The following is a 14008-nucleotide window of genomic DNA, read 5'->3' on the forward strand; positions in this document are numbered from 1 at the left end:
TCCTAAAGACCGTGATGTGCGGCGATGACCGCCGAGACGACGGCGGCGATTTCGCGCGTCGGGCGGCGGGTGGAGTACTCGGTCAGTTCGGGGTGGGCCTCAACGAAGCTGGTATCGAAGTGGTGTTCGATGAAGTCCTTTGACTCCAGGATCTCCAGATAATAGGGAATCGTGCTCTTGATGCCGAACAGGCCGATGTCGCGCAGCGCCCTGCGCGAGCGGCGCACGGCGGTATCCCAGTCCAGCGCCCAGACGATGAGTTTCACGCACAACGAGTCGTAGTGCGGCGGAATATGGTAGCCGGTGTAGATGGCGCCGTCGGTGCGTACCCCGGGGCCGCCGGGGGCGAAATAGCGCGTGATGCGCCCGAAGCTCGGCAGGAAGTCGTTGCGCGGGTCCTCGGCGTTGATGCGGAACTCGATCGCATAGCCGCGGTGCTGCACCTGCTCCTGAGTATAGGCGAGGGCCTCACCGGCCGCGATGCGCAGCTGTTCCTGAACGATGTCGATGCCGGTGATCATCTCGGTGATGGGATGCTCAACCTGCAGGCGGGTGTTCATTTCCATGAAGTAGCACTCGCCGTCCCCGGTGAGCAGGAATTCCACCGTGCCCGCATTCTGGTAGCCGACCGCCCGGGCGGCCTTGACGGCCAGTTCCCCCATCAGCGCCCGCTGGTCGGCGTCCAGCTGGGGGGAGGGGGCGATCTCGATCAGTTTCTGATGCCGGCGCTGGATCGAGCAGTCGCGCTCGAACAGGTGGATGATGTTGCCGTGGGTGTCACCCAGGATCTGCACCTCGATGTGCCGCGGGTTGACGATGGCCTTTTCCATGTAGACGTCGGCGCTGCCGAAGGCCTTGGCTGCTTCCGACAGCACGCGCTTGAAATTGCGGCGCAGCTCACCGGGATTTTCACAGCGGCGGATGCCGCGTCCGCCGCCGCCGTTGGTGGCCTTGAGCATGACGGGGTAGCCGATGTCCTCGGCAAGGGCCAGGGCCTCGTCCAGGTCCTGGAGATTGCCCTCGCTGCCGGGAATGACCGGGACGCCGGCGGCGATCATGGCCTGGCGGGCGGCGATCTTGTCGCCCATGCGGCTGATGACGTCGGCCGCCGGTCCCACGAAGGCGATGCCATGCCGGGCGCAGGTTTCGGCCAGCTGCGGGTTTTCGGACAGGAAGCCGTAGCCGGGGTGGATGGCGTCGCAGCCCGCGGCCCGGGCGAGGTTCACCAGGCGGTGGACGTTCAGATAGCCGGCGACCGAGTCCGGCCCGATATAATAGGACTCGTCGGCCTTTTTGACGTGCAATCCGTGCCGGTCGGCATCGGTATAGACGGCCACGGAGGTGATCCCCAGTTCGGCGCAGGCCCGGATGACCCGCACCGCAATCTCCCCCCGATTGGCGATGAGTACCTTTTTAAACAATGTGTTATCCGCGGCTTGCAGCAGAGAGCGGAGTATCCGACAGTAAGCGCCGATAATTCAAGCGCAACTTTCGGATTTTGCAGGTTTTTTCCCTTTGACAGCCAGATCGTGAAACAAGTAGAATTCGCGCCCTATGACGTCTGAGCGCTTGCCGGTGCGGTTGAACCCCTTCCGGTTGGTCGAACAGGGGCGGATTCTGAAGGGCAGGGTCTCTCTGGCGAAGATGGAGCGGCTGGCCGGCCTGTTGGCGGCGCCTGCCGATACCGCCGAGGTGGAACTGAGGTTCTTCAATTCCGAAACCGGGCACCCCATGTTGGCCGGCAGTATTTCTGCCGTCCTGACCCTGCTGTGCCAGCGCTGTCTGGAACCCATGCCGTTCAAGGCGGAGGTCCGGCTCGAACTGTTGCTTGTGCACAGCGATGCCGAGGCCCAGCGTCTGCAGGAAGGGTTCGAGACCCTGCTTGTGGAGGACGAGACCCTGGAGGTTTCGGACCTGGTCGAGGACGAATTGATGCTGGCCCTGCCGATGGCACCCAGCCATTCGCCGGAACAGTGCGCGGTCAAGCTGGAACAGACGCCTCGGACGAAAGATGATGACGCAGCACCCCGGGATGAGGATCGCGACAATCCCTTTGCGGTGCTGAAGCAGATGAAATGATTGGAGTAACAGACCATGGCCGTTCAGCAGAATCGTAAAACCCGCTCCAAGCGTGGCATGCGCCGCGCCCACGATGCGCTCAAGACTCCCGCGTTGTCCGTCGACCCGACGACCGGCGAGACCCATCTGCGCCACCACATGACGCCGGACGGCTTCTACCGTGGCAAGCAGATCATCAAGAACGTGGTCGAAGTTGAAGACGAAGACTGAAGTCGAAGTCGGCAATGAACTGACCAGATCGCGGGATTAGATCCCGCGATTTTCTTTGGACCTATGTCTACTATCTATCGCATTGCACTTGACGCCATGGGTGGCGATCACGGTGTCGGGGTGGTCGTGCCTGCCGCACTGGACGCCGTCGACCGCTATCCCGACCTGAAGCTGATTCTGGTCGGTGACCGCGCCGTCATCGAAAAGGCCCTGAGCGAGAACCACGCCGGCGAATCGGAGCGGCTGGAGATCCGCCATGCCAGTCAGTCGGTGGACATGGGCGAACCGCCGGCGCTCGCGCTGCGTAACAAGAAAGACTCGTCCATGCGCGTGGCGATCAATATGCTCAAGGCGGGCGAGGCCGACGCCTGCGTCAGCGCCGGCAATACCGGCGCCCTGATGGCCACCGCCAAGTACGTGCTCAAGACCCTGCCCGGCATCGACCGCCCGGCGATCTGCACCGCGCTGCCCTCGGTGTACGGTCATACCCACATGCTCGACCTGGGCGCCAACGTGGATTGCACGGCCGACCAGCTTTATCAGTTCGCCATGATGGGCTCGGTGCTGGCCAGCGCCGTGGACAATAAAAAAGCGCCGCGCGTGGGCCTGCTCAATGTCGGGCAGGAGGCCATCAAGGGCAACGACACGGTGAAGGAGGCCGGCGACATGCTGGCCGACAGCCCCCTGAACTATATTGGTTTTGTCGAGGGCGACGACATCTATCTGTCCGACGTGGACGTGGTCGTCTGCGACGGGTTCGTCGGCAACGTCTCCGTTAAGACCAGCGAAGGCGTGGCCAAGATGGTGGGGCATGTCCTCAAGCAGGTGATCAAGGAAAACCTGCTGTACAAGGCGTTGGCGGTGGTGACGCTGCCGCTGCTGCGCAATCTGCGCAAGCAGATCGATCCCCGTCAGTACAACGGCGCCAGCCTGCTGGGTCTGCAGGGCATCGTGGTCAAGAGCCACGGCGGTTCCGACCGGGTGTCGTTCGGCTATGCCATCCGCATTGCCCGCATCGAGGCGCAGAAGAACATCCCGCAGCTCATCGACAAGCAACTCGAAGTGCTGCTGTCGCAGAAGAAGGCCAGCTGACGTCAATGTATGCACGGATAACCGGGACCGGCAGTCATCTTCCTGAACGGATACTGACCAACCACGATCTGGAAAAGATGGTGGAAACCACGGATGAATGGATCCGGGAACGGACCGGCATCAAGAAACGCCACCTCGCCGCCGACGGCGAAACCACCTGCGATCTGGCCGAGGCCGCAGCGCGCCGCGCGCTGGAGATGGCGGGGCGCAAGCCGCGCGAGGTCGATCTCATCGTGGTGGCGACCACCACGCCCGACCGTATCTTTCCCAGCACCGCCTGTCTGCTTCAGCAGCGTCTCGACATCCACGGCTGCGCCGCATTCGATATCCAAGCGGTGTGCACCGGTTTCGTCTATGCGCTCGGCGTGGTCGACAAATTCATCCGTGCCGGCAGTGCCAAGTGCGCGCTGGTCATCGGTGCGGAAACCCTGTCCCGCATCATCGACTGGAAGGATCGCGGCACCTGCGTGCTGTTCGGCGACGGCGCCGGTGCCGTGGTGGTCGAGGCCAGCGAGGAGCCGGGCATTCTTTCCACCCACCTGCATGCCGACGGCAGCTTCGAAAGCCTGCTGACCGTGCCCTACGGCGTTTCGCAGGGCATCGACAGGATGCTGGCCGGCGAGGCCTACATCCAGATGAAGGGTAACGAGGTGTTCCGCGTGGCGGTGAACACCCTGGGCCGTATCGTCGACGAAACCCTGGATGCCAACGGCATGGCCAAGAGCGACATCGACTGGCTGGTGCCTCACCAGGCCAACATCCGCATCATTTCCGCGACCGCGCGCAAGCTCGGCATGTCGATGGAAAACGTCGTGGTGACCGTGGACGAACACGGCAACACCTCGGCCGCGTCGATCCCCCTGGCCCTGGACGCCGCCGTGCGCGACGGCCGGATCAAAACCGGCGAGACGGTGCTGATGGAGGCCTTCGGCGGCGGCTTTACCTGGGGTTCGGCCCTATTGCGTTTCTGACCCGGGGTTCCCCATGGGACGCGAGGTCGAACGCAAATTCCTGGTGATCTCCGAGGCCTGGCGCGACCGGGTCGACCGTTCCGTACGTTACCGGCAGGGCTACCTCAATCAGAGCGGCAACGCCTCGGTGCGCGTGCGCGTCTCCGATCAAAAGGCGCATCTCAACATCAAGGGCGCCACCCTGGGCGTCGAGCGCCAGGAATACGAGTACGAGATTCCGCTCGCCGAGGCGCACGAGATCCTGTCGACCCTCTGCGAGGGGCCGCTGATCGAAAAGACCCGCCATTATGTCGAGCATGCCGGCCATGTCTGGGAAGTGGACGTGTTCGAGGGCGACAACGCGGGCCTCGTCGTCGCCGAGATCGAGCTGGCCGAACCGGAGGAGGCCTTCGAGCGGCCGGACTGGCTGGGTGAAGAGGTCTCGCACGATCCGCGTTATTACAACGTCTGCCTGGTCAAACATCCTTACAAGGATTGGAACGAGTCGGAGACAGGCCGGTGAGGTGTAAAGCGTGAACGAAGTCGCGTTCGATCCGGACTGCCGCCGCTGCGATCGCCTGGCGGACTTCATGGATGGCGTGAAGGCCGATCATCCCGAATACCATTGCCGGCCGGTTGCGCCGTTCGGGGATGCGAATCCCAAACTGCTGATCGTCGGGCTGGCACCGGGCATGCACGGCGCCAATGCCAGCGGACGTCCGTTCACGGGCGACTACGCCGGCATCCTGCTGTACGAGACGCTGCACAAGTACGGTTTCGGCAGCCGTCCGGTATCGGAGCACGCCGGGGATGGCTTGAAGCTGCGCGGCGCACGCATCACCAACGCCGTGAAATGCCTGCCGCCCGAAAACAAGCCGACCACCGAAGAGGTGCGCAACTGCCTCGGTTACCTGCGCGCGGAGATCGAGGGATTGAGGGAGGATGCCGTGCTGCTCGCCCTGGGCAGCATCGCGCATAACGCGGTCTTGAAATGCCTGGGTGAAAAGCAGAGTGCGTACCGTTTTGCGCACGGCGCGGTGCACCGCCTGGGCGACGGCCGGCGGTTGATCGATTCGTATCACTGCAGTCGCTACAATACCAACACCGGCCGCCTCACGGAGGCCATGTTTCACGAGGTGTTCGAGCAGGCACGCGCCCTGATCGAAGCGCGCGACTAAGCGCTGCTACAGTTCCGCCCATGTCGGAAGGTTTCGATTCCAAATCCTTTTTGAAGGCGCTCACCCATCGACCGGGCGTGTACCGCATGCTCGGCCCGGACCGCGAGATCCTGTACGTCGGCAAGGCCAAGGACCTGCGCAAACGCGTTTCGAGTTATTTCCGGCGCAATCAGCCCAGCCCGCGCATCGCCTCCATGGTGCGCCAGATCCAGGGCATCGAGGTTACGGTCACCAATACCGAGGCCGAAGCGCTGCTGCTGGAGAGCAATCTCATCAAGCAGCACCGGCCGCGCTACAACGTCATATTCCGGGACGACAAGAGCTATCCCTATATCTACATGGCGACGGAGCATCCGTTCCCGCGCCTCGGGTTTCATCGCGGCGCACGCCGCGGCAAGGGCCGCTATTTTGGTCCCTATCCGAGCGCGGCCGCGGTGCGCGAAACCCTCGACCTGCTGCAAAAGGTGTTTCGCGTGCGCCAGTGCGAGGACAGCTTTTACAACAACCGCTCGCGTCCCTGCCTGCAGTACCAGATCAAGCGCTGCGCGGGCCCCTGCGTGGGGCTGGTCTCGGCGGAGGATTATGCGCAGGACGTGGCCCACACCATCCAGTTTCTGGAAGGGCGCAGCAGCGACGTGATCGACGATCTGGTGCGGCAGATGGATGCCGCCGCCGAGCAGCTCAAGTACGAACGCGCCGCGGTATTGCGAGACCAGATCGAGAATCTGCGCAAGGTGGCGTCACAGCAATACGTCACCGCCGAGGCCGGTGATGTCGACCTGTTCGCCTGCGAGGTCAGCGCCAGCAGCGCCTGCGTGCAGGTATTCAACATCCGCCACGGCCACAACCTGGGCAACCGCAGTTATTTCCCCGCGAAGTGCCGGGGGAGATCCTCGCCAGCCATGCCCTGATGGACGAGGCGGCGCTTGCCGAGATGCTCAGCGACAAGCAGGGCCGCAAGGTCAGCATCGCCACGCGCCTGCGCGGCACCCGCGCGCGCTGGATGAAGCTGGCACGGCAGAACGCGCAGCACGCCCTGGCCGCGCGCCTGGCGTTGCACGGCAACCAGCAGGCCCGCATCGTCGCGCTGCAGGAGGCTCTGGGGTTGGAGGCGCCGCCCGCGCGCATCGAGTGCTTCGACATCAGCCACACGCAGGGCGAGGCGACGGTGGCCTCCTGCGTGGTGTTCGGCCCCGAAGGACCGGTCAAGAGCGCCTACCGGCGTTTCAACATCGAGGGGATCGAGCCCGGCGACGACTACGGGGCCATGAAGCAGGCGCTGACCCGGCGCTATGCGCGCCTGGTGAAAGGCGAGGGTACCCTGCCGGACGTGCTGCTGATCGACGGCGGACGCGGCCAGGTGCGGCAGGCGCTGGACGTGTTGACGGAGCAGGGCGTCCAGGGTGTCCGCCTGATCGGAGTGGCCAAGGGCGAGGGGCGACGTCCCGAGCTCGACCGGCTCGTGTTGAGCGATGCCAAGACCATGATTAAACTGCCTGGAGATTCCAAGGCTATGCACCTGATCCAGCAGGTTCGCGACGAGGCGCACCGGTTCGCCATAACGGGACACCGCGCCCAGCGTGCACGCCGCCGCAGCACGTCGCCGCTGGAACAGATTGCGGGTCTCGGTCCCAAGCGCCGACAGGCGTTGCTGCGGCAGTTCGGCGGGTTGCGCGGCGTGACCCAGGCCGGCGTCGAGGAGCTGGCCAAGGTGCCCGGCATCAGCAAGCACCTGGCCCAGCAGGTTTACGACCATTTTCACAGTGACGCCTGAATGCAATTTACTCTGAACCTTCCGAACCTGCTGACCCTGGCGCGGATCGTCCTGATCCCGCTGATGGTGCTGGTCTTTTATCTGCCGTTCACCTGGGTCGGGCCGGCCAGCGCCGCCATTTTCGCCCTGGCCGGCTTTACCGACTGGCTGGACGGTTTTCTGGCCCGTTATCTTAAACAGTCCTCGCACTTCGGCGCCTTTCTCGATCCGGTGGCGGACAAGCTCATCGTTGCGGTCGCGCTCATCCTGCTGGTCGACCAGCACCGCTCCTTTTTCCTGGCCATCGCCGCCATGATCATCATCGGCCGCGAGATCACCATTTCCGCGCTGCGCGAATGGATGGCGCACGTGGGCGCGCGCCATCGGGTGGCGGTCTCCTTCGTGGGCAAGGTGAAGACCGCCATGCAGATGCTGGCCATCGTGCTGCTGCTTTACCAGCTGCCCCTGTTCGGCTATCCCACCTATAAAATCGGTCTGGTGGCACTTTACGTGGCCGCCCTGCTGACGCTGTGGTCGATGGTGCAGTACATGATTGCCGCCATGAGCCGAGATCAGGCTTGACAGGAACGCGTTTCCGCCTAGAATAGGCAGCCGCTTCGGGCGGGAATAGCTCAGTTGGTAGAGCACAACCTTGCCAAGGTTGGGGTCGCGAGTTCGAGTCTCGTTTCCCGCTCCAGAATTTCATCAAACCTCGGCCAGTCCGAGGTTTTTTCTTGTCCGGGGGCGGCATGGTATGATGCCGGCCCTGCGCGACGGCTGGGTGGCAGAGTGGTTATGCAGCGGCCTGCAAAGCCGTGGACGCCGGTTCGATTCCGACCCCAGCCTCCATTTTCCCTTGGTTTTGTCCTTTGGCCCGGCCTGCGCCCTGCAGCGGGAAGCTGTGTAAAGGGCATACGCGGCTGACGCTTGGCCCGGATGGCGGAATTGGTAGACGCAAGGGACTTAAAATCCCTCGGCCGTAAGGCCATGCCGGTTCGACCCCGGCTCCGGGCACCATCCGTCTCCTGCATCTGTGATAGGATACGCGGCCTCAATTCGGGGCTGTGCGGCCTTCCGGACATCCCCGAAAACACCGGGTTATGGTGGCCCGTATCGGCCCCTCCGCGACGAGAAACTGTAAACCCCGCCAGGCCCGGAAGGGAGCAACGGTAGCAGTGGCATCGGGCGCCGGGGTGTGGCTGGTACGGGTTGCCTCCAAACGGTATAGTCAATCTCCCTTGCCGACCAAAATCCCTCAACCGGAATGAGTTACCAGGTCCTCGCCCGCAAGTGGCGGCCCCGCAATTTCCAGGAAATGGTGGGGCAGCAGCATGTTCTGCGTGCGCTGGTGAATGCCCTCGACCAGGGTCGCCTGCATCATGCGTATCTGTTCACCGGTACCCGCGGGGTGGGCAAGACCACGCTGGCGCGCATCATCGCCAAGTGCCTCAATTGCGAGACGGGTGTGACCTCCACCCCCTGCGGCGTATGCGACAGCTGCCGGGAGATCGACGAAGGCCGTTTCCTCGATCTGATCGAGGTGGACGCCGCCTCGCGCACCAAGGTCGAGGATACCCGCGAGCTGCTGGAGAACGTCCAGTACGCCCCCACGCGGGGTCGCTACAAGGTGTACCTCATCGACGAGGTGCACATGCTCTCCGGACACAGCTTCAACGCGCTGCTCAAGACGCTTGAGGAGCCGCCGCCGCACGTCAAATTCCTGCTGGCCACCACCGATCCGCAGCGTCTGCCGGTGACGGTGCTGTCCCGCTGCCTGCAATTCAATCTCAAGCGCCTGCCGGCGGAAATGATCGCGGAGCATCTGGCCAAGCTGCTGGACGCCGAGAAGATCCAAGCGGAACCCGCCGCCTTGCGCCAGCTGGCGCTGGCCGCCGACGGCAGTATGCGCGACGCGCTGAGCCTGCTGGATCAGGCCATCGCCTTCGGGGAAGGTGCGGTGCGCGAGCCCGAGGTGCTGGATATGCTGGGCGGTATCTCCCGCGAGCACGTCCACGCGCTGCTGAATACGCTGGCGGCAGGAGACGGTTCGCACCTGCTGTCGGAGGTGGCGAAGCTCGCCGAACAGGCGCCGGACTACAGCGCGGTGCTTGCGGATCTGATCACCCTGCTGCAGCAAATCGCCCTGATCCAGCAGGTGCCGGAATTGAGCGACGAACGCGTCGACGAGCCCGAACTGATCCGGCAGCTCGCGACCACGCTGAGTCCGGAAGACGTCCAGCTGTACTATCAGATCGCCCTGATGGGGCGGCGTGATCTGCCGCTGTCGCCCGATCCGCGCGGTGGTTTCGAAATGGTGCTGCTGCGCATGCTGGCGTTTCGTCCCGATGCTGCGGCCGAATCCACCGGCGGCAGCCGGCCTGGCGGTGCCGCGCGCCCCGCGCCGTCAGCCGGGAACCCGTCCGCGCCGCCGGCGAAGCCGGCGAGTGCGCCCAAGGCCTCGTATGCCGAGCCCGCACCGGCGGCTCCCCGGGTGAGCGAACCGCCACCTGCCGAGCGGACGCCTCCCAGGCCGGCGCCGGCCCGTGCCGCGGATCCCAACGCGCCCTGGACCGAGGTGGTACCCGCCTTGGGCCTTACCGGCATGAGCCTGCAGCTGGCCAACCACTGCATGCCGGCCGGCCGCGACGGCAAGGCCTTCAAACTCAAGTTGTCCCGCGAACACGAAAGCCTGCTCGGGCCGCGTTCCGTCGAGCGCCTGGAGCAGGCGTTGTGCGACTATTATCAGGATGCGCTCAAGCTCAGTGTCGAGGTCGTCGATGAACTGACCGAGACGCCCGCGGCGGTCGCCCAGCGCAACGACGCAGCGCGGGAAAACGAGGCCCGTGAGGCCATCGAACAGGACCCGGTTGCACATGCGCTGCAGGAAACCTTCGGCGCCGAGCTGATAACCGGCTCCATCAAACCCATCACCTGAATCACGATCGGAAGGTAAGGCTATGAAAGGTGGAATAGGTAACCTGATGAAGCAGGCCCAGAAGATGCAGGCCGATATGGCCAAGGCCCAGGAAGAGATCGCCCAGATGGAAGTCACCGGCCAGGCCGGCGGCGGCATGGTCAGCGTGGTCATCAACGGCAAGCACGAAGTGAAGCGGGTCAGTATCGACGACAGCCTGATCGGCGACGACAAGGAAATGCTGGAAGACCTGATCGCGGCGGCCTTCAACGACGCCTCGCACAAGCTCGAAGAGGTCTCCCGGGAAAAACTGTCCGGCATGACGGCCGGTCTCAAGCTGCCGCCGGGGATGAACCTGCCCTTTTGACCCGCCTGCGCGTAAGCCGTCATGGCCGAGACCTCACTGCTCAACAAGCTGGTGGATGCCTTTCGCGCCCTGCCCGGAGTGGGGCAGAAGACGGCGCAGCGCATGGCCCTGCATCTTCTGGAACGCGACCGCGATGCGGCGCTGCGCCTGTCGGATGCGTTACGCGAAGCGGTCGAGCACATCGGCTACTGCAAATCCTGCCGTACGCTGACCGAGAACGAGACCTGCCGCATATGCGCGAATCCCGCGCGTGACCGCAGTCAGCTGTGCGTGGTCGAGTCGCCCACGGACGTGCTCGCGATCGAGCAGGCCGCGATTTTCCGCGGGCTATACTTCGTGCTGATGGGGCATCTTTCCCCGCTGGACGGGATCGGGCCCGAGGATCTCGGTCTGGACATGCTCGAACGGCGCCTGGACTCCGGCGAGGTGTCGGAGTTGATCCTGGCGACGAATCCGACCGTGGAGGGCGAGGTTACCGCCCATTACATCAGTGAACTGGCGCACGAACGCGGGATCAGCGTGACGCGCATCGCTCATGGCGTGCCGCTGGGCGGAGAGCTGGAGTACGTCGACAGCGGCACCCTGTCACATGCCTTTGAAGGGCGTCGCGCTTATTAAGAAAAAGAAAGAACAAGCTGAGATAGCAGTGTTTCCCTAACGGAACCGGTGGAGAAACTTATGTCCGACTGTATCTTCTGCAAGATCGCGAATGGGGAAATCCCCGCCAAGATCGCCTACGAGAACGACGATCTGCTCGCGTTTCACGACCTGAACCCACAGGCGCCGCTGCACGTGCTGGTGATTCCGCGCCGTCACATCGCGACCATCAACGACCTGACGCCGGACGATGCCGAAATGGTCGGCAAGCTGTATCTTGCCGCCAAGGAGATCGCCGCCGAGGCCGGATTCGGCGAGCGCGGCTATCGCACGGTCATGAACTGCAATGCGGAAGCGGGGCAGAGCGTTTACCATCTGCATTTGCACGTACTGGCCGGCAGGCCGATGCACTGGCCGCCGGGTTGATTCCGTTTCGCAGGATCGCGAATCCGCAGGGGGTGGACGATGCGGCAGGGGTACCGGTTTTTCGTTGGTCTGTTGCTGCTGTTGGGCGCGCAGGCCGCGCTGGCCAGGGATTACTCGGGCGGTTTCCTGGTCGGCACCCAGGCCTTTGCCTGGCGTGAATACGACGGTGGCGGCAACCGGCTGCTGAAGGAAAACGGTTCCCGCTTCACGCTGGGCGGCTTCTACGGCAATCTCACCGCTGCGCCGCGCGGCTGGATTTATCGCGCCGACGGCGACATCTATTTCGGCTCCGTCGATTACGACGGCCAGACGCAGAGTGGTCTGCCCGTCAAGACCGATGTCTATTACTCCGGTGTGCGCGTACAGGGCATCGGCGGCTACCGCTTCGGCATCGGCGGTACCCAGACCTTCGGCATCGATCTGGTGGGCGGTCTGGGCCTCGATTACTGGAAGCGCAATCTGAAGGATTCGACGACCAGCAGCGGCACGCCGGTGTTCGGCTACGACGAGTTTTACAGCATCCTCTACGGCAAGCTGGCGGCGGGGCCGCATTTCCAGGTGGGCAACTGGCGTTCCACGCTGCATGCGGGACTCAAGCTGCCGATGTATACCGACGAGTACATTCCCAATTCCCGCAGCGGATTCGATCAGAGCATTACGCTGCATCCCAAAGGGAAGCTGTGGGGATACGTGGAATTCTCCAACGCCTTCGCGCTGCGGGGAAACCGGACGCTGCGGGTGGACCTTTATTACGACAGTTACCGCTTCGCCAAGTCGGACAGCACCTACGCCACCTCGGGCAGCACCTTGTACCTGGTCCATCAGCCGGAAAGCCACATGGACGTCATCGGCCTGCGGGCCGGACTTGGTTTCTAATACGGATTCGAGCCGATCTGCTGCAGCGTAGCGAGGTAGCTTTCGTAGCGGGCGCGGCTGATGGCTCCGTCCTCCACCGCCTGCTTCACCGCGCAGCCGGGCTCGGCCTGGTGCCGGCAGTTGTGAAACCGGCATTGTTGGCGAAAGGCCTCGAATTCCACGAACCCGTGCTCCAGCGTCTGCCAGTCCGGAATCACCGGCTGGAAATCGCGCACGCCCGGTGAGTCGATCAATTCCCCGCCGCCGGGCAGGTGGTACAGCGTGGCGCGCGTTGTGGTGTGTTTGCCCGGATGAGTGTCGGCCTCTGCGACCCGCGCGTCGACGTCAGGCAGCAGGGCATTGATCAGGGACGATTTGCCCACGCCGGATTGACCGACCAGGATGCTGGTGTGTCCCTTAAGGTAAGGCGTCAGCCCTTCGATCGACAGGGGCTTCAGGGCCGAGGTGAGCACCGCCGGATAACCCGGTTTGCCGTAGCGCGCCTCGGCATCGTGCAGGACCTCCAGGGCCTCGGGATGGTCGCCCTTGTTGACCACGATGACCGCATGCGCCTCCAGCATCCGGGCGCTGACCAGGTAACGGTCCACCATGGTCCAGTCGGGAAGGGGGGCCGGGGAGCAGACGACCAGAAACTGGTCGATGTTCGCCGCGATGGCGCGGGGCGGGCCGTGCGATACCTGGCGGGTGAGGGCGTTGGCACGCGGCAGCAACTCCTCCACGATGCCCATACCCTGCTCGTCGCCCGGCAGCCATCGAACCCGGTCGCCGCATACGATGTCCTGATGACGGCGGCGGGCGGTACAGCGGTGCTGCTGCCCTCGCTCATCCTCGATGACGACTTCCGCGCCGAAACGCGTGACGACCCGGCCGGGTTGCAACCCCACGATTCAGGCGTTCAGCAATTCATCGACGCGGGCGGCGCAGATGAAATCGTTTTCCGACAGGCCGCCGATGGCATGGGTGCTGTAGCGTACGCGGCAGCGGTTGTAGCCCACCTCCAGGTCCGGATGATGATCCTGGGTGTGGGCGATCCAGGCCACCGCGTTGACGAAGCCCATGGTCTGGTAATAGTTCTTGAAGCTGAATACGCGCTCGATGGCGTGCCCGTCTTCGATCAACGACCAGCCCTGATCCAGTTCCTTCAGCAAATTCGCGGACTCGGCGGGCTCCAGTGCCGGCGTGCCGCCCTCGCAGGGTGTGCAGTGACGCTGTTTGAGGTCGGACATCGTTCTATCACTTGGTCGCGAAGTGGTAATACTCGGTGTTGAGGTACTTGACCACGTCGTCGATCTCCTCGGGGAACCACTGGGTGTTGGTGTTGGTCGCGCAACGCTGGACCTGGGTCTTCAGTCCGTCCAGCGAATGGATCTTGCGATCCGAGCGCGTGAACAGCAGTGAGCCGTCGCCCCCCGTCATGCTGACGTGGCAGGCCATGCATTTGCCCTCGTACAGTGCCTTGCCCTTGGCGACATCGCCTTTCAGATCGGCAAAGGCGGGCGTTGCCAGGATGCACGCCGTCATGACGATTGCAGTTAAGGATATTCCTGACTTCATACGTTCATCTCC

General features: G+C 63.7%; 16 protein-coding genes, 3 tRNA genes, 1 other RNA gene and 1 pseudogene. 17 read left to right on the plus strand and 4 right to left on the minus strand.

Going from position 1 to position 14008, the window contains the following annotated elements; translation table 11 throughout:
• Positions 1-2: 2 nt before the first annotated feature.
• Positions 3-1421: an acetyl-CoA carboxylase biotin carboxylase subunit gene (locus tag P8Y64_06295; GenBank protein MEJ2060085.1), complete on the minus strand. Its 1419-nt coding sequence runs from the start codon at positions 1419-1421 to the stop codon at positions 3-5.
• 133 nt (positions 1422-1554) lie between these two features.
• On the opposite strand from P8Y64_06295, the gene P8Y64_06300 reads away from it, so the two are divergent.
• The 17 genes and pseudogenes from P8Y64_06300 (at position 1555) to P8Y64_06380 (ending at position 12442) form a co-directional block, all read left to right on the plus strand.
• On the plus strand, positions 1555-2079 hold the full coding sequence (locus P8Y64_06300) for a YceD family protein (protein MEJ2060086.1): 525 nt from the start codon (positions 1555-1557) through the stop codon (positions 2077-2079).
• 15 nt (positions 2080-2094) lie between these two features.
• Complete coding sequence (rpmF, locus tag P8Y64_06305) at positions 2095-2289, plus strand: 50S ribosomal protein L32 (GenBank protein ID MEJ2060087.1); 195 nt, start codon at positions 2095-2097, stop codon at positions 2287-2289.
• A 63-nt stretch (positions 2290-2352) separates the two neighbouring features.
• Positions 2353-3381 (plus strand): phosphate acyltransferase PlsX, encoded by a 1029-nt coding sequence (gene plsX / locus P8Y64_06310; protein MEJ2060088.1) that lies wholly within the window; start codon positions 2353-2355, stop codon positions 3379-3381.
• A gap of 5 nt (positions 3382-3386) precedes the next feature.
• Positions 3387-4352 (plus strand): ketoacyl-ACP synthase III, encoded by a 966-nt coding sequence (locus P8Y64_06315; protein ID MEJ2060089.1) that lies wholly within the window; start codon positions 3387-3389, stop codon positions 4350-4352.
• A gap of 13 nt (positions 4353-4365) precedes the next feature.
• Positions 4366-4854 (plus strand): CYTH domain-containing protein, encoded by a 489-nt coding sequence (locus P8Y64_06320; protein MEJ2060090.1) that lies wholly within the window; start codon positions 4366-4368, stop codon positions 4852-4854.
• A gap of 67 nt (positions 4855-4921) precedes the next feature.
• Entirely contained in the window at positions 4922-5509 is a 588-nt protein-coding gene (locus tag P8Y64_06325; GenBank protein ID MEJ2060091.1) for a uracil-DNA glycosylase, read from the plus strand.
• A 20-nt stretch (positions 5510-5529) separates the two neighbouring features.
• A pseudogene (gene uvrC, locus P8Y64_06330) lies at positions 5530-7283 on the plus strand (excinuclease ABC subunit UvrC).
• Positions 7284-7844 (plus strand): CDP-diacylglycerol--glycerol-3-phosphate 3-phosphatidyltransferase, encoded by a 561-nt coding sequence (gene pgsA / locus P8Y64_06335; protein MEJ2060092.1) that lies wholly within the window; start codon positions 7284-7286, stop codon positions 7842-7844.
• Positions 7845-7883: 39 nt separating this feature from the next.
• Positions 7884-7959: transfer RNA gene (locus P8Y64_06340), tRNA-Gly, on the plus strand.
• Positions 7960-8037: 78 nt separating this feature from the next.
• Positions 8038-8111: transfer RNA gene (locus tag P8Y64_06345), tRNA-Cys, on the plus strand.
• An 81-nt stretch (positions 8112-8192) separates the two neighbouring features.
• Positions 8193-8279 (plus strand) — tRNA-Leu (locus tag P8Y64_06350).
• 94 nt (positions 8280-8373) lie between these two features.
• Positions 8374-8470: signal recognition particle sRNA small type (gene ffs, locus P8Y64_06355), an RNA gene on the plus strand.
• A gap of 56 nt (positions 8471-8526) precedes the next feature.
• Positions 8527-10197: a DNA polymerase III subunit gamma/tau gene (dnaX, locus tag P8Y64_06360; protein MEJ2060093.1), complete on the plus strand. Its 1671-nt coding sequence runs from the start codon at positions 8527-8529 to the stop codon at positions 10195-10197.
• Positions 10198-10219: 22 nt separating this feature from the next.
• Positions 10220-10543, plus strand: a complete 324-nt coding sequence (locus P8Y64_06365; protein ID MEJ2060094.1) for a YbaB/EbfC family nucleoid-associated protein — start codon at positions 10220-10222, stop codon at positions 10541-10543.
• 21 nt (positions 10544-10564) lie between these two features.
• Positions 10565-11161, plus strand: a complete 597-nt coding sequence (gene recR / locus P8Y64_06370) for a recombination mediator RecR (protein MEJ2060095.1) — start codon at positions 10565-10567, stop codon at positions 11159-11161.
• Between the two features lie 60 nt (positions 11162-11221).
• Positions 11222-11566: a histidine triad nucleotide-binding protein gene (locus tag P8Y64_06375; GenBank protein ID MEJ2060096.1), complete on the plus strand. Its 345-nt coding sequence runs from the start codon at positions 11222-11224 to the stop codon at positions 11564-11566.
• Positions 11567-11605: 39 nt separating this feature from the next.
• Positions 11606-12442 carry a hypothetical protein gene (locus tag P8Y64_06380; GenBank protein MEJ2060097.1) on the plus strand — a complete coding sequence of 279 codons (837 nt, stop codon included), beginning with the start codon at positions 11606-11608 and terminating at the stop codon, positions 12440-12442.
• On the opposite strand, the gene rsgA is transcribed toward P8Y64_06380, so the two are convergent.
• Genes rsgA through P8Y64_06395 form a run of 3 tightly spaced genes read right to left on the minus strand, consistent with a single transcriptional unit; the run spans position 12439 to position 13996 of the window.
• Entirely contained in the window at positions 12439-13326 is an 888-nt protein-coding gene (rsgA, locus tag P8Y64_06385) for a ribosome small subunit-dependent GTPase A (protein ID MEJ2060098.1), read from the minus strand. The two genes, P8Y64_06380 and rsgA, sit on opposite strands and share 4 nt — an antisense overlap.
• Positions 13327-13329: 3 nt before the next feature.
• Complete coding sequence (locus P8Y64_06390; protein ID MEJ2060099.1) at positions 13330-13668, minus strand: 4a-hydroxytetrahydrobiopterin dehydratase; 339 nt, start codon at positions 13666-13668, stop codon at positions 13330-13332.
• Positions 13669-13675: 7 nt separating this feature from the next.
• Positions 13676-13996: a c-type cytochrome gene (locus tag P8Y64_06395; GenBank protein MEJ2060100.1), complete on the minus strand. Its 321-nt coding sequence runs from the start codon at positions 13994-13996 to the stop codon at positions 13676-13678.
• Positions 13997-14008 lie beyond the last annotated feature (12 nt).

It is taken from the genome of Gammaproteobacteria bacterium (assembly GCA_037388465.1).
GTDB lineage: Bacteria > Pseudomonadota > Gammaproteobacteria > SpSt-1174 > SpSt-1174 > JARRKE01.